The organism is Blastococcus sp. SYSU D00813, from assembly GCF_054050735.1.
Map to the genome: position 1 here is coordinate 50,229 of NZ_JBJGZX010000023.1, position 20,643 is coordinate 70,871.

Annotated in this window: 25 protein-coding genes; 6 read left to right on the plus strand and 19 right to left on the minus strand. The window is 74.6% G+C overall.

Annotated features, from left to right (window positions below; genetic code table 11):
- Positions 1-61 precede the first annotated feature (61 nt).
- Positions 62-958: a DMT family transporter gene (locus ACI8AX_RS15910; protein ID WP_456550811.1), complete on the minus strand. Its 897-nt coding sequence runs from the start codon at positions 956-958 to the stop codon at positions 62-64.
- Between the two features lie 35 nt (positions 959-993).
- Here ACI8AX_RS15910 and ACI8AX_RS15915 point away from each other — a divergent pair, with 35 nt between their 5' ends.
- Positions 994-1,335: a luciferase domain-containing protein gene (locus ACI8AX_RS15915; protein ID WP_456550812.1), complete on the plus strand. Its 342-nt coding sequence runs from the start codon at positions 994-996 to the stop codon at positions 1,333-1,335.
- A 4-nt stretch (positions 1,336-1,339) separates the two neighbouring features.
- Entirely contained in the window at positions 1,340-1,957 is a 618-nt protein-coding gene (locus ACI8AX_RS15920; protein ID WP_456550813.1) for a LysE family translocator, read from the plus strand.
- Between the two features lie 6 nt (positions 1,958-1,963).
- On the opposite strand, the gene ACI8AX_RS15925 is transcribed toward ACI8AX_RS15920, so the two are convergent.
- From ACI8AX_RS15925 to dapE, 6 genes are read right to left on the minus strand one after another with little or no spacing between them, the layout of a single operon-like run.
- Positions 1,964-2,779 carry a MerR family transcriptional regulator gene (locus ACI8AX_RS15925; protein ID WP_456550814.1) on the minus strand — a complete coding sequence of 272 codons (816 nt, stop codon included), beginning with the start codon at positions 2,777-2,779 and terminating at the stop codon, positions 1,964-1,966.
- 59 nt (positions 2,780-2,838) lie between these two features.
- Positions 2,839-3,588, minus strand: coding sequence for a DNA alkylation repair protein (locus ACI8AX_RS15930; RefSeq protein WP_456550815.1), 750 nt, complete (start codon positions 3,586-3,588; stop codon positions 2,839-2,841).
- A gap of 6 nt (positions 3,589-3,594) precedes the next feature.
- Positions 3,595-4,059 (minus strand): SRPBCC family protein, encoded by a 465-nt coding sequence (locus tag ACI8AX_RS15935; protein ID WP_456550816.1) that lies wholly within the window; start codon positions 4,057-4,059, stop codon positions 3,595-3,597.
- On the minus strand, positions 4,052-4,474 hold the full coding sequence (locus tag ACI8AX_RS15940; RefSeq protein ID WP_456550817.1) for a DivIVA domain-containing protein: 423 nt from the start codon (positions 4,472-4,474) through the stop codon (positions 4,052-4,054). The genes ACI8AX_RS15935 and ACI8AX_RS15940 overlap by 8 nt, the downstream gene beginning before the upstream one ends.
- A 1-nt stretch (position 4,475) precedes the next feature.
- The gene (locus ACI8AX_RS15945; protein ID WP_456550818.1) at positions 4,476-5,312 is read right to left on the minus strand and encodes an LOG family protein; all 837 of its coding nucleotides are present in this window, start codon (positions 5,310-5,312) and stop codon (positions 4,476-4,478) included.
- A 25-nt stretch (positions 5,313-5,337) separates the two neighbouring features.
- Positions 5,338-6,444 (minus strand): succinyl-diaminopimelate desuccinylase, encoded by a 1,107-nt coding sequence (gene dapE, locus ACI8AX_RS15950; protein WP_456550819.1) that lies wholly within the window; start codon positions 6,442-6,444, stop codon positions 5,338-5,340.
- Positions 6,445-6,535: 91 nt separating this feature from the next.
- On the opposite strand from dapE, the gene dapD reads away from it, so the two are divergent.
- A complete protein-coding gene (gene dapD, locus ACI8AX_RS15955; RefSeq protein WP_456550820.1) occupies positions 6,536-7,507 on the plus strand; it encodes a 2,3,4,5-tetrahydropyridine-2,6-dicarboxylate N-succinyltransferase in 972 nt (323 codons plus the stop codon).
- 85 nt (positions 7,508-7,592) lie between these two features.
- On the opposite strand, the gene ACI8AX_RS15960 is transcribed toward dapD, so the two are convergent.
- Positions 7,593-8,711 carry an alpha/beta fold hydrolase gene (locus ACI8AX_RS15960; RefSeq protein ID WP_456550821.1) on the minus strand — a complete coding sequence of 373 codons (1,119 nt, stop codon included), beginning with the start codon at positions 8,709-8,711 and terminating at the stop codon, positions 7,593-7,595.
- A 92-nt stretch (positions 8,712-8,803) separates the two neighbouring features.
- On the opposite strand from ACI8AX_RS15960, the gene ACI8AX_RS15965 reads away from it, so the two are divergent.
- The gene (locus ACI8AX_RS15965) at positions 8,804-9,508 is read left to right on the plus strand and encodes a hypothetical protein (protein ID WP_456550822.1); all 705 of its coding nucleotides are present in this window, start codon (positions 8,804-8,806) and stop codon (positions 9,506-9,508) included.
- A gap of 33 nt (positions 9,509-9,541) precedes the next feature.
- Here ACI8AX_RS15965 and ACI8AX_RS15970 read toward each other — a convergent pair whose 3' ends face one another.
- From ACI8AX_RS15970 to fdxA, 4 genes are all read right to left on the minus strand, one after another.
- Positions 9,542-9,718: a hypothetical protein gene (locus tag ACI8AX_RS15970; RefSeq protein ID WP_456550823.1), complete on the minus strand. Its 177-nt coding sequence runs from the start codon at positions 9,716-9,718 to the stop codon at positions 9,542-9,544.
- Between the two features lie 149 nt (positions 9,719-9,867).
- Positions 9,868-10,380 carry a DinB family protein gene (locus ACI8AX_RS15975; RefSeq protein WP_456550824.1) on the minus strand — a complete coding sequence of 171 codons (513 nt, stop codon included), beginning with the start codon at positions 10,378-10,380 and terminating at the stop codon, positions 9,868-9,870.
- A 42-nt stretch (positions 10,381-10,422) separates the two neighbouring features.
- Positions 10,423-11,538, minus strand: coding sequence for a succinyldiaminopimelate transaminase (gene dapC / locus ACI8AX_RS15980; protein ID WP_456550833.1), 1,116 nt, complete (start codon positions 11,536-11,538; stop codon positions 10,423-10,425).
- The gene (gene fdxA / locus ACI8AX_RS15985) at positions 11,535-11,861 is read right to left on the minus strand and encodes a ferredoxin (protein ID WP_158548659.1); all 327 of its coding nucleotides are present in this window, start codon (positions 11,859-11,861) and stop codon (positions 11,535-11,537) included. Before fdxA ends, dapC begins: the two co-directional genes overlap by 4 nt.
- Positions 11,862-12,013: 152 nt before the next feature.
- Between fdxA and ACI8AX_RS15990 the strand changes: the two genes are divergently transcribed.
- The gene (locus ACI8AX_RS15990) at positions 12,014-12,772 is read left to right on the plus strand and encodes a GNAT family N-acetyltransferase (protein ID WP_456550825.1); all 759 of its coding nucleotides are present in this window, start codon (positions 12,014-12,016) and stop codon (positions 12,770-12,772) included.
- On the opposite strand, the gene ACI8AX_RS15995 is transcribed toward ACI8AX_RS15990, so the two are convergent.
- The 7 genes from ACI8AX_RS15995 to ACI8AX_RS16025 form a co-directional block, all read right to left on the minus strand.
- Positions 12,748-13,164 carry a DUF6113 family protein gene (locus tag ACI8AX_RS15995; protein WP_456550826.1) on the minus strand — a complete coding sequence of 139 codons (417 nt, stop codon included), beginning with the start codon at positions 13,162-13,164 and terminating at the stop codon, positions 12,748-12,750. The genes ACI8AX_RS15990 and ACI8AX_RS15995 overlap by 25 nt on opposite strands.
- Positions 13,161-14,057 carry an N-acetyl-1-D-myo-inositol-2-amino-2-deoxy-alpha-D-glucopyranoside deacetylase gene (gene mshB, locus ACI8AX_RS16000; RefSeq protein ID WP_456550827.1) on the minus strand — a complete coding sequence of 299 codons (897 nt, stop codon included), beginning with the start codon at positions 14,055-14,057 and terminating at the stop codon, positions 13,161-13,163. Before mshB ends, ACI8AX_RS15995 begins: the two co-directional genes overlap by 4 nt.
- A 115-nt stretch (positions 14,058-14,172) precedes the next feature.
- Positions 14,173-15,246 (minus strand): ABC transporter ATP-binding protein, encoded by a 1,074-nt coding sequence (locus ACI8AX_RS16005; protein ID WP_456550828.1) that lies wholly within the window; start codon positions 15,244-15,246, stop codon positions 14,173-14,175.
- Positions 15,239-16,285 (minus strand): ABC transporter ATP-binding protein, encoded by a 1,047-nt coding sequence (locus ACI8AX_RS16010; protein ID WP_456550829.1) that lies wholly within the window; start codon positions 16,283-16,285, stop codon positions 15,239-15,241. Before ACI8AX_RS16010 ends, ACI8AX_RS16005 begins: the two co-directional genes overlap by 8 nt.
- Complete coding sequence (locus ACI8AX_RS16015; RefSeq protein ID WP_456550830.1) at positions 16,282-17,253, minus strand: ABC transporter permease; 972 nt, start codon at positions 17,251-17,253, stop codon at positions 16,282-16,284. Before ACI8AX_RS16015 ends, ACI8AX_RS16010 begins: the two co-directional genes overlap by 4 nt.
- The gene (locus tag ACI8AX_RS16020) at positions 17,246-18,169 is read right to left on the minus strand and encodes an ABC transporter permease (RefSeq protein ID WP_456550831.1); all 924 of its coding nucleotides are present in this window, start codon (positions 18,167-18,169) and stop codon (positions 17,246-17,248) included. Before ACI8AX_RS16020 ends, ACI8AX_RS16015 begins: the two co-directional genes overlap by 8 nt.
- Before the next feature lie 179 nt (positions 18,170-18,348).
- The gene (locus tag ACI8AX_RS16025) at positions 18,349-19,971 is read right to left on the minus strand and encodes a peptide ABC transporter substrate-binding protein (protein WP_456550832.1); all 1,623 of its coding nucleotides are present in this window, start codon (positions 19,969-19,971) and stop codon (positions 18,349-18,351) included.
- Positions 19,972-20,325: 354 nt separating this feature from the next.
- On the opposite strand from ACI8AX_RS16025, the gene ACI8AX_RS16030 reads away from it, so the two are divergent.
- Positions 20,326-20,496, plus strand: coding sequence for a CsbD family protein (locus ACI8AX_RS16030; protein WP_456546297.1), 171 nt, complete (start codon positions 20,326-20,328; stop codon positions 20,494-20,496).
- The last annotated feature ends 147 nt before the right edge of the window (positions 20,497-20,643 follow it).

A 20,643-nucleotide genomic window follows, 5' to 3' on the forward strand; every position in this document is an offset into this window, starting at 1 on the left:
CCGGGGCGCCGACGGTCCCGCGCCGTCGTCCACAGCCCGGCCGCGCCCCCCGGCGCGCCGGTCAGGGGACGGGTGTCTCCACGGCCGGCTCGTCCGCCGGACGGGGCTCGTTGCGGCGCGTCGCCAGCACGCAGCCGGCCACCACCAGCGGCAGCCCGAGCGCCAGCCCCAGGGTGAACGGCTCGTCGAGCAGCAGCACGCCGAGCAGCACGGCGACGGCGGGGTTGAGGAAGGTGATCACCAGCGCGCGCTGCGGCCCCACCTCGCGGATGAGCGCGAAGAACAGCGACAGGGCCAGCGCGGTGCAGACCAGCCCGAGCACCGCCACCGACAGCAGCGCCGTGCCCGGCGCTGCGGACACCTCGTCGAGGCGGGTCAGCGCGAACGGCGCGTACACGACCGCAGTGACCAGCAGGGCGATCGAGCTGGCCGCCACCCCCGGCACGTCGGCGAGCCGGTGGGTGACGATCAGCGGCGCGGTCCCGTAGCCGACGACGGTCAGGGCGACGGCGAGCAGCGGCACCCACGCCGCGCCGCCGACGTCCAGGCCCAGCAGCACCGCGATGCCGACGACGCCCAGCGCCATGCCGGCCAGGCGCACCGGGGTCAGCCGCTCGTCACCGACCAGCCGCCCGGCGACGGCGGCGACGAACGGCACCGCCGCCACGAGCAGCCCGGTCAGGGAGCTGGACAGCGTCTGCTCGGCGTAACCCAGCAGCAGCCACGGGCCGGTCATCTCCAGCAGGGTGAACGCCAGCAGCCACTTCCAGTGCCGCAGCGCCGGGCGCAGGTGACCGCGGGCGATCGTCCACGGCAGCAGCAGCGCGGCGCCGATCACGCAGCGGCCGAACACCACGACCACCGGCGACAGGTCCTCCACCGCCACCTTGATCAGCAGGTAGGGGACGCCCCAGATCACCGACATGGCGAGGAAGAGGGCCCAACCCCGCCGGCTCACCGGCCGGCTCCGCAGACGTCGCGCACCGCGCCATCATGACGACCGTGACCGACGACGCCGAGCGCCGCCTCACCGCCCTCGCCGACGCCCTCGCCGGCGAGCCCGGCGTCGAGCTCCCCGGTGCCGGCGGCGGTCCGCGGCGGTTCGGCTCGACCGCCCTGAAGGTGGACGGGTCGATCGTCGCGATGGCCGTCGGCGGCGCGCTCGTGCTGAAGCTGCCCAGGGCGCGGGTCGAGGCGCTGCTCGCCGACGGCGCCGGGACGCCGTTCCGCAACGGCCGCGGCGCCGCCATGCGCGAGTGGGTCGCCCTCGGCCCGGACGACGCGGCGGACCTGGCGCTGGCCCGGGAGGCCCTCGCGTTCGTGCGGCAGCATTGAGGGCGTGTCCGGCTACGCGTCCTTCGTCGTCTTCGCCACGGTCCTGGTCCTCGTGCCAGGACCGGACACCGCCGTCGTCGTCCGCAACACGCTCGCCGGCGGACGGCGCCGCGGCACCTGGAGCGCCGTGGGGATCACCGCCTCCAACGCCGTGCAGGGAGCGGCGGCCGCGGCCGGCCTCGCGGCGGTGGTCGTGCGGGTCGAGCCGCTGTTCCAGACGATCCGCTGGCTGGGCATCGCCTACCTGACCTGGCTGGGCGTGCAGTCCCTGCGCTCCGCCGTCCGCGGCCGGTACCCCGACCTGGCCGGGCCGGCCGAGGCCGGCGCGGCCCTGCGCGGCCTGCGCCAGGGCTTCCTGAGCAACATCACCAACCCGAAGGTGCTCGCCTTCTACCTGGCCGTGCTGCCGCAGTTCCTCGGCCCCGGCGCCGCCGTGCCGGTGCTCGTCGCGTTCGCCCTCACCCACGCGGTGATCGGGCTGGTGTGGTCGCTGGTCCTCGTCGCCGGGTTGCACCGTGCGCGGGCGGTGCTCACCCGGCGCCCGGTGCGCCGCGCGCTGGACGCGCTCACCGGCTGCGCGCTGCTCGGCTTCGGCGCCCGGCTGGCCCTCAGCCGGGCGTAGACCCGCTCAGCGCACCGGCCAGGCCACCTCGACGTGGGTGCGGCCGTCGTCGGGCGCCGACCGGTCGGTCAGGTAGACCTCCGCGGGGCTCCCCGCGCGCTGCAGCCCCGCCGCGTCGGCCCACCGGGCCACGGCGTCGTAGGCGCCGAGGATCCCGGGGAACTCCGCCCGGTCGCGGGTCAGCCCGGTCACCGCCTCCCGCCGCGCGGCCTGCAGCCGCACCCGCAGCTCCGCCACCGGCTCCACCGACCCGGTGAAGGGGACGGCGACCTCGACCGGTCCGTCGCTGTCCTCGGTCACCATGCCGTGGTAGACGACCCGCACCGGCCCGGCCACGGCTCCCCCGGCGGCCTCCACCGCCGCGGTGATCTCCCGCCGGGCGGCGCCGATGAAGTCGGACAGCTCGCCCACGGTCAGCCGCCGCTCCGCGGTCAGCAGCTTCAGCTCCGGCACGTCCCTGAGCTCCACGTCGTGCACGGTCGTCTCCTCCTCGTCGGTCCCCCTGGTCACGTGGGCGACCACCGCGGCACGGCGGGCGTGCACCCCGGCCTCCCCGGCCCACCAGAGCCGGACCGCCGCCGCGCGTGCCGCCGGGTCGAGGTCGACGACGGCGCGCACCCGGGCCAGCGGCATGCCGGCCTGCCGCAGCAGGACGACGACGCGGGCGCGCTCGACCTGGTCGGCCGACCACGAGCGGTAGCCGCTGACCGGGTCCACGTGGGCGGGCGGCAGCAGGCCCTGCGCGACGTACAGGCGCAGCGCCTTCGGCGAGAGGCGGGTGCGGCGGAGGAACTCCCCGGCCCGCAGCAGTGGTGCGTCCATGTCCCCGGGCATGCCCCCGACCCTCCGGCCGGCCCCTGGGGCCGGGTCAAGTCAGGCGGTCAGGCCCTGCCGGCGAGGTAGTCGCGGCGCCGCTCGGCCGGGAACCGCTCGACGGCGTACCGGAGCATCGTGCGCGGCATCCGCCGGTACCGCGGCGCGAGGAACGTCTCGGCGCAGGCGAGGTCGCGGTTGCCGACCTCGCGCAGCATCCAGCCCACGGCCTTGTGGACGAGGTCCTCGGGGTCGCCGAGCAGCCGGTCGGCCAGCCGCAGCGTGGCCTCGAAGCGCCCGGCCCGGATGCCGGCGAAGGTCGCCATCACCGCGATCCGGCGGTCCCACAGCGAGAAGGAGCCGGCCAGCTCGTCGAGCAGCGAGTCGTCGCGGTCGAGCAGCCAGGGCCCGAGCAGGTACGGCGCCGAGGCGTCGACCAGGTCCCAGTTGTCCACCCGGTCGCGGCGGGCCAGGTACAGCTCGACGACCCGCGCCCGCTCGTCGTCGTCCGCCCGTTCGAAGCGGCGCACCAGGAGGAACAGCGCGGTCAGCCGCTCCTCGTGCCAGGGGCTGCCCAGCAGCTCGTGGCAGTCGGCCAGGGACGTCGTCGCGGCGTGCCGCTCCGCGACCGCCCGCTGCGGCGGGACGGCGATCCCGAGGAACCGGTCGCCCTCGCCGTAGCCGCCCGGCCGGGCCTGGAAGTACCGCGCCATGCCCTCGGCCCGGTCGGGGTCGGCGAGCGCGGCCAGCTCGGCGCGGACCGCGTCGGCGCCCTGTCCAGAGGCTCGCCGCGAGCTCGGGAGCGGTGAGGGCGACAAGGTGTCTCAGCAGCCGGGGTACGTGCGGGCGAAGGCTGCGAACCGGCGCAGCGACAGCCGCACGCCGAGGACGACGAACGGCTTCACGAGCGGCCAGCCGGCCACCCCGAGCGGCCCGAAGGGCAGCCACAGCTGCTCGGTCCACACGAACGTCGAGTGCTCGCCGCGCGGCTCGACCTCGAAGATGCCCGGCCCGCGCACGATCCGGCCGGTGTGCTGCACGACGACCCGGCGCGGCGGGTCCCACTCGGTGACGACCATCGTGTCCAGGACACCGAGGTGCCGGCGCCGGCCCGGCAGCTTGAGCCCGGTGCGGGCGGCCAGCCGGGTCCGTACGCCCTCGGCCTGCTCCCCCACCACCTCGACGTCCGTGGCGAGCATCCACTCGCCCTGGCGCGTCCAGTCCACCAGCGCCGCCCACACCCGCTCCGGGGGCGCGTCGACGTCGATCCGCTCGGTCAGCTCACGCACCGGGGCCTGCTCCGTTCCCGCTCGGGGCGGTGTCGTGCACCGGGTCGTCGGCCGGGTCGTCGGCCGGGTCGTCGGCGGGGTCGGGGGCGGGCGCCGGCCGGTCGCCGCCGCCCGCCCCGCCGTCGGCCCGGGCCCGCAGCGCGGCGATCTCCGCGTCACGCTCCTCGAGCGCGACGGCCAGCTGGTCCAGCAGCCAGTCGACCTCGGTCATCCGGTAGCCGCGCACCGTGACCGAGACGCGCAGGGCGCGCACGTCGTCGCCGGTGACCGGCCGGTCGGCGGGCAGCTCGACCGGCGAGCGGTCCAGCTCCGCGGGCGGCTGGGTCTCGCCGCGGCCCAGCAGCAGCGACCCGAGCAGGAACAGCAGCCCGCCGACCAGCAGGACGCTGACGACGAAGACCAGGACCGACAGCACGTCAGTCGTCGACCGGGCCCGCCGGCAGTGGCGCGCGCATCCCGCCGCCGCCGTCGCCGGACTCGCGCATCGCCTCCGCCTCACGGATGACGGCCAGCACCTCCTCGACGTCGTCGGTGAGCGTGATCAGGTCCAGGTCGGCAGGGCTGATCGTGCCGGCGGGCACCATCGTCGCCCGGATCCACTCGAGCAGCCCCGACCAGTACGCGGTGCCGTAGAGCACCACCGGGAAGCGGGTGACCTTGCGGGTCTGCACCAGGGTCAGCGCCTCGAACAGCTCGTCGAGCGTGCCGAACCCGCCGGGGAGGATGACGAAGGCCTGCGCGTACTTCACGAACATCGTCTTGCGGACGAAGAAGTAGCGGAACGCGATGCCGACGTCGACCCACTCGTTGAGCTCCTGCTCGAACGGCAGCTCGATGCCCAGGCCGACCGACAGCCCCCCGGCCTCCGACGCCCCGCGGTTGGCCGCCTCCATCGCGCCCGGCCCACCGCCGGTGATGACGGCGTAGCCGGCGCGGGCCAGCGCGGCGCCGATCTCCACGCCGGCCGCGTAGTACGGGTCCTCGGGCCGGGTGCGGGCGCTGCCGAAGACGCTGACCGCCTTGGGCAGCTCGGCGAGCAGCCCGAAGCCCTCGACGAACTCGCTCTGGATGCGCAGCACGCGCCACGGGTCGGTGTGCACCCAGTCCGTCTGACCGCGGCGGTCGAGCAGCCGCTGGTCGGTCGTCGTCCCGATCGTCTTGGGGTCCGGTTCGCCGCCGCGCAACATCACCGGCCCGCGGTGACGGGTCGGCCGCGGCCTGCGGCCGTCGGCCGGCTCGGGCGTGGTGGTCATGCGCAGGGCTCCTCGGGAGGTCGGCTCAGGCGGTGGGCGTGGACAGGTAGGCGACGAGGGCGTCCTCGGCCGGTTGAAGGCGCTCGACGAGCACCGACTCCTCGCGGGTGTGCGCGAGCTGCGGGTCGCCGGGCCCGTAGTTGACGGCGGGGACGCCGAAGGCGGCGAAGCGGGCGACGTCGGTCCAGCCGAGCTTGGCCCGGGCCGGCCGGCCGACGGCGGCGACGAAGCCGGCCGCGGCCGGCTCGGCCAGCCCCGGGAGCGCGCCGCCGGCGTTGTCGACGACGGTCAGCGTGGCCCCGGCCGCCAGCGCGTCGGCGAACACCTCGCGGACGTGGGCCTCGGCGGCGTCCTCGTCCCGGTCGGGCGCGTAGCGGAAGTTCACCGTCACCCGGCACTCGTCCGGGATCACGTTGCCGGCGACCCCGCCCTCGATCCGCACGGCGTTGAGGCCCTCGCGGTAGAGGCAGCCGTCGATGTCGACCTCGCGCGCCTCGTACGCGGCCAGGGTCGCCAGGATCCCGGCGGCGCCGTGCACGGCGTTGACCCCGAGCCAGCTGCGGGCGCTGTGCGCGCGCCGGCCGCGGACCTCCAGCACCGCCCGCAGCGTGCCCTGGCAACCGGCCTCGATCTCGCCGTCGGTCGGCTCGAGCAGGATCGCCAGGTCGCCGTAGAGCCAGCCGCGGCGCTCGCGGGCGACCCGGCCGAGGCCGTTCTTCACGGCCTCGACCTCCTCGTTGTCGTAGAGGACGAAGGTCAGGTCGTGCGCGGGCTCGGCGCCGGGCACGCCGAAGCGGGCGGCCAGCCGCAGGATCACCGCGTCGCCGGACTTCATGTCGCTGGTGCCGCAGCCGTACAGCCGGTCGCCGTCGAGCCGGCTGGGCACGTTGTCGGCGATGGGCACCGTGTCCAGGTGACCGGCGAGCACGACGCGGGTCGGCCGGCCGAGGTTCGTGCGGGCGAGGACCGAGTCGCCGACCCGCTCGACCTCCAGGCCGCCCAGTGCCCGCAGCGCGGCCTCGACGGCGTCGGCCAGCGCGGCCTCCTCGCCGGACACCGACGGGGCGTCGACCAGGGCGCGGGTGAGCGTGAGGACGTCGGCCGACAGGTCCAGCACGGGCTGCTCGCTCACGGCTCCCGAGCCTACGGCCCCGCTCAGAGGCTCGCCCCGAGCTCGCGAGGGGTGAGGGGAGCGGGGTCCTTCGACGGTACCGTCGTCCCTCGTGACCGACGCTCCCCGCTCCGCCGTCGCCGCAGGCCTCGCCACCGTGACCCGCTCGGGCACGGTCCTCGACGTCTGGTACCCCGAGCCGCGGCTCGGCTCCTCCGACGGCGCCGCGAACGGAACCCAGAAGCTCGGCGCGCTGGAGCTGTCCGGCGAGCTCGGCCCGGACTACGGCGGGCTGGTGCGCACCGACGACGCGCGCGGCGTCGAGGTCGTCGCCGTCCGCACCGTCATCGCCGACCTCTCCGCCCCGCCGGTGGACACCTACGACGTCTGGCTGCGGCTGCACCTGCTCTCCCACCGGCTGATCCGGCCGCACGGCGCGGACATGACCGGCGTCTTCGGGCTGCTCACGAACGTGGCGTGGACCAGCGCCGGCCCGGTCGAGGCCGCGACGTTCAACGCGCACCGACTGCGGGCCGCCGTCGGCCACGTGACCGTCTTCGGGGTCGACAAGTTCCCGCGGATGGTCGACTACGTGATCCCCTCCGGCGTCCGCATCGCCGACGCCGACCGGGTGCGGCTGGGGGCGCACCTGGCCGAGGGGACGACGGTCATGCACGAGGGCTTCGTCAACTACAACGCCGGCACGCTGGGCCCCTCCATGGTCGAGGGCCGGATCAGCGCGGGCGTCGTCGTCGACGCCGACAGCGACATCGGCGGCGGCGCGTCGATCATGGGCACCCTCTCCGGCGGCGGCAAGGAGGTCGTCTCGATCGGCCGCGGCTGCCTGCTGGGCGCCAACGCCGGCGTCGGCATCTCCCTCGGCGACGGGTGCGTCGTCGAGGCCGGCTGCTACGTGACCGCCGGCTCCCGCGTCACCCTCCCCGACGGCTCGGTGGTGAAGGCGCGCGAGCTGTCGGGCCGCAGCGGCCTGCTGTTCCGCCGCAACAGCGTCAGCGGCGCGCTCGAGGCCCTCCCCCGCGCCGGCGAGTGGGGCGCCCTGAACGCCGACCTGCACAAGAACTGAGAGAGGACCCCGTCCTCCTCACCCCTCGCGAGCTCGGGGCGAGCCTCGGGACGGGGCCGGCGGCCGGTGGAGCCGCCTGGTCGGCTCACGTCAGGTTCGCCGGGGCCTCGGCGGGGACGTCGAGGTGCTCGAGCAGCGCGACGACGAACTCCTGCGGCCGTTCGACGTGCGGTGAGTGGCCGACCCCGGGCAGCAGCACCTCGCGGTAGGCGCCGCCGGTGGCGGCGTAGCGGTCGAGCAGCGCCCGCGTCTGCGTCACCATCGGCTGCGGCGGGCACTCCGCCTCCCCCGGCCAGCCCGGCACCGCGCCGAGCTGCCCGAGGAAGGCGAGGTCGAACGCCGAGGTGTCGGAGACGATCGCGTCGGTGTCCCCGCGGATCCACACCACCGGCGGCTTGTCCGCCAGGTCGACGACCGCGGAGAGGTCCAGCACCGTCGGGGCCATCGTGTTGAGCACGCCCCGGGTCCCCGGCGCGACGCCGGGCCAGGTGCTGCTCGCCGTGCTGTCGCCCGGGTAGTGGTCGTCGCCGGTGCGGGTGCTGAGCATGGAGGCGACCAGCACGTCCTCGAACGCGGGGTCGAGCGGCAGCGCACCCGGGGCGACGTAGAAGGTGCGCAGGATCGACCGCGGGCTGGTGGGGGCGTCGGCGGTGGTGTCGCCGGCGGCGAGCGCGGCGACGAACTCCGGGTTGGCCGCTCCCCCGCCCGAGCCCGCGCCGTCCGCGGCGAGGCGGCGCCCCTCGGGGCCGGCGGTGCCGCCGAACCCGTACGGCGAGACCGGCGCGACGAGCGCGACCGAGGCGACCCGCGCCGGCGCGTCGAGCAGGTACTGGAGGACGACGGCGGCGCCCATGCTCCAGCCGACGAGGTGCACCCGCGCCAGGCCGAGCGCGTCGACGAGCGCGGCGAGGTCGTCGGCCCAGTCGCGTACGCCGCGCCGGGCGTCGACCGGCAGCGGGTCGGTGTCGCCGTAGCCGCGCAGGTCGACGGCGATCGGGCGGACCCGGCCGGTGCCGGCCAGCGCGAGCAGCGTCGGCTGCCAGAACAGCGACGAGCTCACGTTGCCGTGCACGAACAGCACGACGTCGCCGTCGGCGCCGGCCAGCGCCGCCGGGTCGACGGCGTCGGGGTGGACGACGTTCTGGGTCAGCCGCGGGGTCTCCACCCGGGTGGCGCGGACGTCGGGCAGCAGCACACCGGTCATGGGACCTCCTCGCAGACGGGGCGCTCACGCTAGCGGGCCACCGGCGCCGACCTCCCCGGGACTGCCAGGTGAGCGACCTACCCTCGGAGGCGATGTCCAGCTCCCGCCCCCGGAGCCCGCGGACCGGCGCCCGTGGTGCGACCGGCAGCCGGGGTGCGTCCGCCCGTCGCGGTGCGTCCGGCAACCGGCGTCGACCGGGCTCGCGCGCCTCCGGCCGCAGCCGCGGAGGTGCCCGCCGCCGGCCACGGGGCCGGTGGGGGCTGCTGCGCCGGGTCACGCCGGCGCAGTGGTGCGCCGTCGTCCTGATCAGCGCCGTCGTCCTCCTCGGGCTGGTGTGGAGGAGCGACGAGGGCGAGTCGCTGGACACCGCGGCGCTCTGCACGCTGACCGACTCGCGGGTGACGCTCAGCCCGGAGCAGATCGGCAACGCCCGCACCATCGCGCAGGTGGGACGCGACCGCGGGCTGCCCGACCGCGCGGTGGTCATCGCGCTGGCGACGGCCATGCAGGAGTCCAGCCTGCGCAACCTCGACCACGGCGACCGCGACTCGCTCGGGCTGTTCCAGCAGCGGCCGTCACAGGGCTGGGGCACCCCGGAGCAGGTGCAGGACCCGGTCTACGCGGCCGGCATCTTCTACGACCGCCTCGTGGAGGTCCCCGGCTGGGAGACGGGCGAGCTGACGCTCGTGGCCGACAGCGTCCAGCGCAGCGCCTACCCCCTCGCCTACGCACGCTGGACCGGCATGGCCGAGGAGCTCGTCCGGGCGCTGGCGTCGGCGGAGGACCCCTGCGCCTGAGCCGGCGCGGGCGACGGCGCCGTCATCCCCTGCTCACCTGAGAGCGACCACGCCGGCGCGGGCCGCGGCGAGGGCGGGGTCCTCGGCGAAGCCCCGGTCGGCCGGTCCGGGCCGGTCGGACGTGCCGACGAGCAGGGTGTGGGCCAGGGCGAGCAGGACGAGGACGGCGAACACCTCGAGGATCGAGGTGGTCATGGTGATCGTGGTCATCGGGAGACCTCCGGGTGCGGGGGCTCGGCGCCCCGTGGTGGGTGGCGCGCCGCCGGTCCCCGGTGGCGCGCCACGACAGTGCGCCCGGCCGCTTGCACGGGGGTGGCGGCGCACATGCACCGCGCTAGGGGCCTCCTGCGACCGGCCCGTCAGCAGTAGCCGGTGCTCCCGTCGAGCAGCTCCCGCACGGCGTCGAGGTGCCCGAGGTGCCGCGCGGTCTCCTCGACCATGTGCGTGAGCACCCACCGCAGGTGCACCCCGGCGCGGTACTCCTCGTTGCGGCAGACGGCGTCCAGCGCGGCCGCGGCCACGATCTCGTTCGACCGGGCGCACTGGGCGGCGTAGTCGGCCAGCAGGCGCTCGAGGGGGACGCCGTCCACCTGCATGTCGGCGCCGGGCCGCGACTCGTCGAACTGCACGTTCGTGCCGGTGGGCGCCCCGGCGAAGAGCACCTCGAACCAGCAGTGCTCGGTCCAGCGCAGGTGCGACACGATGCCGGCGGCGGTCATCAGCGGCGACGACGGCAGCACCGGCCGGTGCGCGTCGGCCTCGGCCAGGCCCGCGCACTTCCACGGCACCAGCGCCCGCTGGAGGTCCAGCCAGCCGACCAGCTGGGTGCGCTCGTCGCCGTCGACCGGCGGCCGCACGCGGGGTGGGGTCATGCCGTCGGATCCTGGCCCGCCACCGGGGCGGCCGCAGCCCGGTTACGCGGCCAGGCGCTCCACGGCCGCGTCGACCCGCTCGTCGGTCGCGGTCAGGGCCATGCGGACGTGCCGGGCACCGGCCGGGCCGTAGAAGGAGCCGGGGGCGGCGACGATGCCCAGGCCGGCCAGCCAGTCGATGGTGGCCCAGCAGTCCTCGTCGCGGGTGACCCACAGGTAGAGCCCGGCCTCGGAGGCGTCGATCCGGGCGCCGGCCCCCCGCACGGCCGCGGCCAGCCGGTCGCGGCGGGCGCGGTAGCGCTCGCGCTGCTCGTCGACGTGCGCGTCGTCGGCCAGGGCGGCGGCCGTCGCGGCCTGGACGGGGCCGGGCACCAGCAGGCCGAGGTGGCGGCGCACGTCCCACACCCGCCGGACCAGCGCCGGGTCGCCCGACAGCAGCCCGGCGCGGTAGCCCGCGGCGGTGGACTGCTTGGACAGCGAGTGCACCGCGAGCAGCCCGGTGAGGTCGTCGCCGGCGACGGCGGGGTGGAGCAGGGAGCGGGGCTCGACGTCCCAGCCGAGCATCGCGTAGCACTCGTCGGCGACCACCGGCACGCCGTGGCGGCGCCCCCAGGCCGCCCACTCGCGCAGCTGCTCGTCGGTGAGGACGCGCCCGTGCGGGTTGCCCGGCGAGTTCAGCCAGACGAGGCAGACGTCGCCGGCGTCCCCGGTGGGCGGGACGTCGCTGCGCAGCACCGAGAGCCCGGCCACCACCGCGCCGACCTCGTAGGTCGGGTAGGCGATCTCGGGGATCACGACGGTGCCGGCGCCGCGCAGGCCCAGCAGCGTCGGCAGCAGCGCCACGAGCTCCTTGGAGCCCACCGTCGGGATGACCGAGGGGCTCGGCGCGAGCGGGTCGGGCAGGCGGACGCCGAGCCGGCGCTCCAGCCAGCCGGCGGCCGCCGTCCGCAGGTCCGCCGTGCCCAGCGCCGTGGGGTACCCCGGCGAGTTGCCCGCCCCGGCGAGCGCGGCGGTCAGGACCTCAGGGGTGTCGTCGACCGGCGTGCCGATGGAGAGGTCGACGACCCCGCCGGGGTGCCCGGCCGCCCTCGCGCGGGCGGCCGCCAGGGAGTCCCAGGGGAAGTCCGGCAGGCCGGCGCCCGCGACCGGGGAGGTCAGTGCCCTTCGCCCTGGGGCGGCAGCGCAGCGACCATCGGGTGGTCGCGACCGACCTTGCCGGTCTTGGCGGCGCCGCCGGGGCTGCCCAGGTCGGAGAAGAACTCGACGTTGGCGTTGTAGAAGTCCTTCCACTTGTCCGGGACGTCGTCCTCGTAGTAGATGGCCTCCACCGGGCAGACCGGCTCGCACGCACCGCAGTCGACGCACTCGTCGGGGTGGATGTAGAGCATCCGGTCGCCCTCGTAGATGCAGTCCACCGGACACTCGTCGATACAGGCCTTGTCGAGGACGTCGACGCAGGCCTGGGTGATCACGTAGGTCACGGTGTTGCCTCCCGGAACGCGGCTCGACCGGGACTCCCGCCGCCGGTCACATCTCGCCGCACAGTATGACGTCCCGCCCGGTGAGCGGCGCGACCGGCCGGGGCGCTCACCCCCACGAGTCGTGCGCGGTCCCGCCACGGAGGATCGGGGGCATGGGACAGAGCCGCTCGCCGCTGGACGTCGCCGGGCTGGAGCGGCTCGCCGCCCGCGGGTGGCCCGGCTGGGAGTGCGCCGAGCTCGGCGAGTGGCTGCTGCGCGCCGGCGGCGGCTTCACCGGCCGCGCCAACTCCGCGCTCGCGGTCGGGGATCCCGGCTGCCCGCTGCCGGAGGCGGTCGACGCGGTCACCCGCTGGTACGCCGAGCGCGACCTGCGGCCGGCGGTGCAGCTGCCCGGCGCCCGGGCCCGGGCGGCCGGGGCCGCCTTCGCCGCGGCCGGCTGGGAGCGCGACGAGGACGTGCTCGTGCTGACGGCGCCGCTGCCCGCGGGCGCCGCGACCCCCGCGGTGCCGGTCGACCTCTCGCCCACACCGGACGACGCCTGGCTGGCCGGCTACCGGCACCTCGGCTCACCGCTCCCCCCGGCCGCCCGGCGGGTGCTGACCGGCGGCGGGGACGTCGTCTTCGCCTCGGTCCGGCCGGCGCCCGCGCCGGCGCCGCCGGCCGCGGTCGCCCGGGGCGTGGTGACCGACGACTGGCTCGGGGTGAGCGCCGTGACCGTGGCCGAGGAGCACCGGCGGCAGGGCCTGGCCACCGCCGTGATGGGCGCGCTCTACACCTGGGCCGCCGGGCGCGGCGCCCGCTGGGCGTACCTGCAGGTGACTGCGTCCAACGCGCCGGCGCGGGCGCTCTACCGCCGGGACGGCTTCATCGAGCACCACCGCTACCACTACCGGCGGGCGCCGCTCCCCTGAGCCGGCCCGGCGGGGTCCCGCGGCGCCGGCGGCGTCCCGAGCACCCGGCCGACGGCGACCGAGGCGCCGAGCACGCCGACCAGCAGGAAGCCCAGGCCGCGCCAGTCGCCGGGGAGCAGGAGGTCCCCCTCCGGGCGGCTCTGGGTCGCCGGGACGACGACGACCAGCCACACCACCGCCGGGACCACCGCGGCGACCCGCGACCCGGTGAACCGGTGGGTGAGGCCGACCAGGAGCAGGTTCGCGACGAGGGCGGCCGGGATCGACAGCGGCAGTGGCACGGCCCCGACGTGCAGCGGCAGCCAGAACACCTCGACGAGCGCGAACCAGGCCGCCACGACCGCGGCGACCAGCCCGCCGGCGACCGCCTTGAGACGGCCGGCCGGCGTCACCCGGTCAGCCCGGCGAACAGGTCGTCCTCCCACCCCTCCGGCCCCGGGCCGGCGGGCCCGCGCTCGCCCCGGACCAGGCGGTAGTGCTCGACGCCGAGCACCTCCTGGCCGAAGTTGTTCGACAGCGCGAAGAAGGGGCCGTCCACGGTGATCTGGGTGGCGTGGGCGCGCATCGCGGCGTCCTTGGCGCCGGCGTGCGCGCGCCCGTCGACGGCGGCGGTGACCAGCTCGTCGGGGACGCCGAAGGGGATCTCGTCGATCTCGCCGAGCTGCTCGAACGGCGAGGCCTCCCCCAGCGACTGCATCGCCTCGGCGCCGGCACGCAGCACCGACCGGGGGACGCAGCACCAGTAGACCTTCGCGACCTCCCAGGGCTGCCCGAGGTCGGGGCGGTAGGCGGGGTCGGCGGCGGCGTCGACCGCGGCCATCGCGACCCGGTGGGCCTGGATGTGGTCGGGGTGGCCGTAGCCGCCGTTCTCGTCGTAGGTGACCACGACCTGGGGCCGGGTCTCCCGGACGACGGCGACCGCGTGCCCGACGGCCTCGTCGAGGTCGGCGTTCCAGAAGGCGCGGGGCTTGGTGTTGGCCCCGGTGCCCATCATCCCGGAGTCCCGGTAGCGCCCGGCGCCGCCGAGGAAGCGCCAGTCGGTGACCCCGAGCGCGGCCATCGCGGCCGACAGCTCGCCGATGCGGAACCCGCCGAGCTGGTCGGCCTGGTCGGCGGCCAGCTGGGCGAGCTCGGGGACGAGCACCTCGCCCTCTTCACCCAGGGTGCAGGTCAGGAGCGTGACCTGGGCGCCCTCGGCGACGTAGCGGGCCATGGTGGCGCCGTTGTTGATCGTCTCGTCGTCGGGGTGGGCGTGCACCAGCAGCAGCCGTCGGTCAGCGGTCACGGTGGGCCATCCTCCCCCATCGCCGGCGACCGTGATCATGGGCGTGTTGCCGCCGACACGGCAGGACACACCGACGGGAGCGGCGACCCGCCCATGATCACGGAGGAGGAGCGGACTACTCCGCCACCTCCACCGGGACGACGGTGCGGGCCTCGGCGAAGTGGCAGGCCGACGGGTGGCCCTGGCCGCGGTCGACGAGCGCGGGCGGCTCCTCGGCGCAGATGTCCTGGGCCTTCCAGCAGCGGGTGCGGAACCGGCAGCCCGAGGGCGGGTCGGCGGGGCTGGGCACGTCGCCCTGCAGCAGGATCCGGTCCTTCTGCCCGCGCAGCGCCGGCTCGTGCAGCGGCACCGACGACAGCAGCGCCTGCGTGTAGGGGTGCGCCGGGGTCGTGTAGACCTCGACGTCGGTGCCCTCCTCGACGATGGAGCCGAGGTACATCACCGCGACCCGGTCGGAGATGTGCCGCACCACCGACAGGTCGTGGGCGATGAAGAGGTAGGAGAGGCCGAACTCGTCCTGCAGGTCCTCGAGCAGGTTGACCACCTGCGCCTGCACCGAGACGTCGAGGGCCGAGACCGGCTCGTCGCAGACGATGACCTCCGGGCGCAGCGCGAGCGCCCGGGCGATGCCGATGCGCTGCCGCTGGCCGCCGGAGAACTGGTGCGGGTAGCGGTTGACGTAGTCGGGGTTGAGGCCGACGCGGTCGAGCAGCTCCTGCGTGCGCTGCAGGCGGCCCTTCTTCGGGGCGACGTCGGAGTGCACCGCCCAGCCCTCGGCGACGATGTCGCCGACGGTCATCCGCGGGTTCAGCGAGGCGTACGGGTCCTGGAAGATGATCTGGACCTCGCGCCGGTAGTCCTTGAGCGCGCGCCCGGTCAGCCCGGTGACGTCCTCGCCCTTGTAGACGATCGAGCCGTCCGTCGGCTTCTCCAGCGCCACCAGCAGCTTCGACACCGTCGACTTGCCGCAGCCGGACTCGCCGACGAGGCCGACGGTCTCCCCGCGGCGCAGGGTCAGGTCGACGCCGTCGACCGCCCGGACGTGCCCGATCGTCTTCTTGAAGACGACGCCCTGGGTCAGCGGGAAGTGCTTCTTCAGGCCGCGGATCTCCAGCAGCACGTCACCGGTCGTGGGTGGCGGGTCGGCCGCCGCCCGGGCCGTGGCGACCTCGTCGTCCCGGTCAGGCACCGAGGACCTCCTCGCTGTAGTGGCAGGCCGCCTCGCGGCCCGGGACGACCAGGCGCAGCGGCGGGACGTCGGTGGCGCACTCGCGACCCGGGGCCGCGGCGGCGCCGAGCCGGCGGTGCGCGCACCGCGGGTGGAAGGGGCAGCCGCCCGGGATGGCGGCGAGGTTCGGCGGCTGGCCGACGATCGGCTGCAGCCGGCCGCCCTTGGCCTCGACCTGCGGCACCGACTTCATGAGCCCCTCGGTGTAGGGGTGCGCGGCGTCGGTGAAGACGTCGTCGACCGTGCCGCGCTCGACGATGCGGCCGGCGTACATGACCGCGACGTCGTCGGCCACCTCGTTGACCACGCCCAGGTCGTGGGTGATGAGGATGAGCCCCATCCCGGTCTCCCGCTGCAGGTCCTTGAGCAGGTCCATGACCTGGGCCTGCACGGTGACGTCGAGGGCCGTGGTCGGCTCGTCGGCGATGAGGATCCGCGGGTCCAGCGCGATGGCCATCGCGATCATGACGCGCTGGCGCATGCCGCCGGAGAACTGGTGCGGGTAGTCGTCGACCCGCTTGGCCGCCGCCGGGATGCGCACCCGGTCCATCAGCTCGATCGCCCGCTGCCGGGCCTCCTTCTTGGAGGCGCCCTGGTGCACGCGGAACATCTCGCCGATCTGCCAGCCCACGCTGTAGACGGGGTTCAACGACGACAGGGCGTCCTGGAAGATCATCGAGATGCCGGGGCCGCGGATCTTGCGCTGCTCCTCCGCGGACATCGTCAGCACGTCGCGGCCCTCGAAGCGGATGCCGCCGCGGATGACCGCCGGCGGGGTGTCGAGGATGCCCATGATCGCCTGGGCGGAGACGGACTTGCCCGAGCCGGACTCGCCGAGGATGGCGAGGGTCTGGCCCTGGGCGAGCGTGTAGCTGACGCCGTTGACGGCGTGCACCACGCCGGACCGCTGGCGGAACTCGACGTACAGGTCGTCGACCTCGAGCAGGGCGGCGCCGAGGGGAGCCGGCTCGGTGGAGGAGATGATCTCGGGACGGGTCATGCGCGCTGCCTCGGGTCCAGGGCGTCGCGCAGGGCGTCGCCCATCATGATGAAGGCCATCACGGTCAGGGTCAGGACGATGCTGGGGAACAGCACCAGGTGGGGCGCGGTGCGGATGAGGTCCTGCCCCGCCGCGATCTGCAGCCCCCAGGAGAGCGCCGGCCGCTGCAGGCCCACGCCCAGGTAGGTCAGGGTCGCCTCCGCGGCGATGAGCACGCCGATCGTGATGGTCGTGTAGACCAGCACCGGCGCCACCGCGTTGGGCATGATGTGCCGGAGCAGGATCCGGCCGTTCGAGGCGCCCATCGCGCGGGCGGCGGAGACGTAGTCCGAGCTCTTCACCGCGATGACCTGCGAGCGGACCAGCCGCATCGCCGTCATCCAGCCGAACAGCGCGAGTGCCAGCGCGACCGCGCCCGGCCCGCGGCTGTTGATGATCGGGATGTCGGTCTGCGGCCCCACCCGGAGCAGCACCAGGGCTCCCAGGACCAGCGGCAGGGCGTAGAAGATGTCGGCGATCCGGGAGAGGACGCCGTCGGTGCCACCGCCGAAGTAGCCGGCGATGGCGCCCACCACCACGCCGAGCAGCAGCACGACGAGGACGGCGAACAGGCCGATGATCAGCGAGTTGCGCGCGCCGTAGACGACGGCGGCCTGGTAGTCGCAGCCCTGCTGGTCGAAGCCGAACCAGTGCTGCGCCGACGGCCGGTCGTTGGAGTTGGCCAGGTCGCAGGCACGCGGGTCGGCCCCCCGCGCGAACAACCCCGGGAACAGGGCCATGAGCACGAGGAGCAGCGTCAGGAACGCGCCGATCCAGAAGAGGACGTTCCGCTTGAGCGAGCCCCACGCGTCGGACCACAGGCTGTTCTGCCGGCCGCTGGTGACGTCGACCGACGGGCTGGCCAGGCCCGTGGTGGTGCCGGCCTCGACCTCGTCGTGGAGCAGGTCGCGCTGCTGCTGGTCAGTCATAGCGGATCCTCGGGTCCAGGACGGCGTAGAGCACGTCGACGACCAGGTTGAAGAAGATGAAGAAGAAGACCATCAGGGTGACGATGCCGACGACGACCGCGCCCTCCTGGCCGTTGATGGAGTCGAACACCTCGCGCCCGATGCCGGGCAGGTTGAACACCGACTCGGTGACGATCGCGCCGCCGAGCAGCGCCCCGATGTCGGCGCCTATGAAGGTGACGACGGGGATCAGGCTGTTGCGCAGCGTGTGCTGGACGATGACCCGGCGCGGCGGCAGCCCCTTGGCCTTCGCCGTGCGCACGTAGTCGGCGCGCATGTTCTCCGCGATGCTCGTCCGGGTCAGCCGGGCCACGTAGGCCAGCGAGCCGCTGGCGAGCACGAGGCCGGGCAGGATGTAGCTGTACCAGCCCTCGCGGGTGCCGGCGATGGGGAACCAGCCGAGCTTCAGCCCGAACAGCAACTGCGCGAGGAACGCCAGGACCAGGATCGGGATCGACACGATCACGGTCGTCGACACCAGCACCAGGTTGTCGAAGTAGCTGTTGCGCCGGATGCCGGCCAGCACGCCGGCCACCAGGCCGATGATGATCTCGAAGACGACCGCGACGATGGTCAGCCGCACGGTGATCGGCAGCGTGCGCTCGATGGTGTCCAGCACCGGGCGGCCGCGGAAGTCGGTGCCCAGGTCGCCCTGGAACAGGCCCTGCACGTAGTACCAGTACTGCTGCCACAGCGGGTCGTTCAGGTGGTACTGCTCCCTGAGCACGGCCTCGACCGCCGGGGAGACCCGCCGGTCACCGCCCAGGGCGGCGATGGGGTCGCCGGGCAGGGCGTAGACCATCGCGAAGATCAGGATCGAGGCGCCGATGAGCACGGGGATCGTCAGCAGCAGTCGGCGCGCGATGTAGCGGCCCATGGTCCCCCTCCGGGGTGGTGTGGCGCGCGGTCGGCTGCCGCGACGCCGGTGTCCATCGTGCCGGTCAGGCGCCCCACGCGCCGCTCGTGCCGATCGGCGGCGCACGCGCCGCCGGGGACGACCGTCCTGGTCGGACGGGCGCCCCCGGCGGGTGGTGCGGGTCCTGCGAGCGGGTCAGGTCAGTTGACGGTGACCTCGGTCAGGACGACCCGCTGGAACAGGTCGATCCGCACGTTGCTCACGTTCTCGCTGTGCACCGTCTGGATCTCGGTGAAGAACATCGGCGCCATCGGCATGGCCTCGGCGATGATGTCCTCCGCCTGCTGGTAGAGCTCGATGGCCTCCTCCTCGGTGGCGGCCTGGTCGCCCTGAGCGATCAGGTCGGACACCTGCGGGTCGGCGTAGAAGGAGTAGTTCGAGCCGACCGGCGGCAGCGACGCCTCGGTGAACAGGGGGGTCAGGTAGCTCTCCGCGGCCGGGTAGTCGAAGCTCCAGCCGTAGCGGAACGGACCCGTCCAGCCCTGCTCCTCACCCAGCGGCAGGTACTGGGCGAAGTCCAGGTCCCCGCGGAGGGCGAAGTCGACGCCGAGGTTCTGGCGCAGCTGGTTGCCCACTGCCTCCATCCAGGCGTCGTGCCCGGCGCCGGCGTTGAACCACAGGTCGACCGGCTGGCTGCGGTCGAAGCCCGCCTCGTCCAGCAGGGCGTTCGCGGCGTCGGGGTCGAAGGCGCAGTACTCGCAGGAGCCCTCGCGGTACCCGTCGACGACCGGCGCGATGAACGAGTCGGCCGCCGTCCGGGTGCCGGAGAAGATCGCCTCGGAGATCGCCTCCCGGTCGATGCCCATCGAGATCGCCTGGCGGACCCGCGGGTCGGCGAAGCGCTCGTCGTAGGTCGGGAACCCGAGGTAGGTGATCTGCGAGACCTCGGTCTCGATGAACCGGTCGCCGAACTCGCTCTCGGCGGACTCGATGACCTCCGGCGGGATGACGTCGACGATGTCGACGTTGCCGTCCTGCGCGTCGGTGTAGGCGACGCTCTGCTCGGTGTAGATGACGAACTCCACACCGTCGGCCTGCGGGGTGTCCTCACCGGCGTAGTCCTCGTACCGGGTCAAGGTGATGCCCTGACCGGGCTCGAAGTCGCTGTCGGCCTGGAAGGGGCCGTTGCCGATCGGCCGGGCGCCGAAGCCCTCCGGGTCCTCGAAGAAGGCGTCGGGCAGCGGGTAGAACGAGTTGTAGCCCACGACCGCGGGGAACAGCGCGAACGGCGTCTGGAGCGCGACCGTGAAGGTCAGGTCGTCGGTGACGGCCAGGCCCGACAGCTCGGTCGCCGCGCCGCTCTCCAGCTCGGGGTACCCGGCGATGCGGGACAGGTAGGAGCCGCCGTCCTGCGCGTTCTGCGGGTTGGCGGTGTAGTTCCAGGCGTCGACGAAGGACTGGGCGTCGACCGGCGTCCCGTCGTGGAACGTCCACCCGTCCTTGAGGGTGATCGTCCAGTTCTGGTTGTCCTCGGACTCGATGGACTCCGCGACGCCGTCGTACTGGACCTCACCCTCCTCGCTGAACTTCACGAGGCCGGTCCACAGCGCGTTGACGATGCGGTCGCCGTTCTGCTCGGTCGTGTCGCCGGGCACCAGCGGGTTCTCGGGCTCCGAGGTGTAGATGGTGAAGGTGCCGCCGCCGGCGCCGCCGCCGCCACCACCGGAGCCGCCGTCGTCACCTCCGCCGCCGCAGGCGGACAGCAGCATCGCGCCGGCCACGGCGGTCGCGACGAGCGCACCAGGGCGCTTGTTGAGCTTCACGTGGAAGGCCTCTCTCGTCCCGTGTTCACGGGGGTACGGACTGGGTAGTCCAGGCACCGGCGAGGCCGGCGGCCTGGCGGTCATCTGTCGGGCGTGTGAACGGAGAGTGATCGTTCCGTGCACGTCCAACAACGCTAGGCAGCCTCCCGGAGGCCTGCCACCGGCGTTGTCCATTTGTGACCTTGGCTCACGATCGCACACGCCGAGCGGATGCTCTCCGTGGGGATCGGGCCTCGGCCGGACCGGTTGCGGCCACGAGGGTTGACACCCGGACGGATTACGGCGGCCACGCAGCGTGTCGTCGCAGGCCGGTGCGGGTACCGACTCCCCCGACCACAGTGAGAGGAGCTCACCATGAGCAGCGACGACAAGCTCGCCAACAAGGCCCAGGAGCTGGCCGGCCGGGGCAAGGAGACGCTCGGCGCGGCGACCCACGACCGCGACCTCGAGGCCGAGGGCAAGAAGGACCAGGCCGCCGGCAACCTGAAGCAGGCCGGCGAGAAGATCAAGGACGCCTTCAAGTGATCCGGCCGGCCTCCGGGCCGGCGTGAGGGCACACCGACGAGGGGGGGGGGGGGCGGGGGCGGGGGCGGCCGGGGGGGGGGGGGGGGGGGGGCGGGGCCCCGGGGCCCGCGGCGGGGGGCGGGCCGCCCCCCGCCGGCGTGCCCGGGG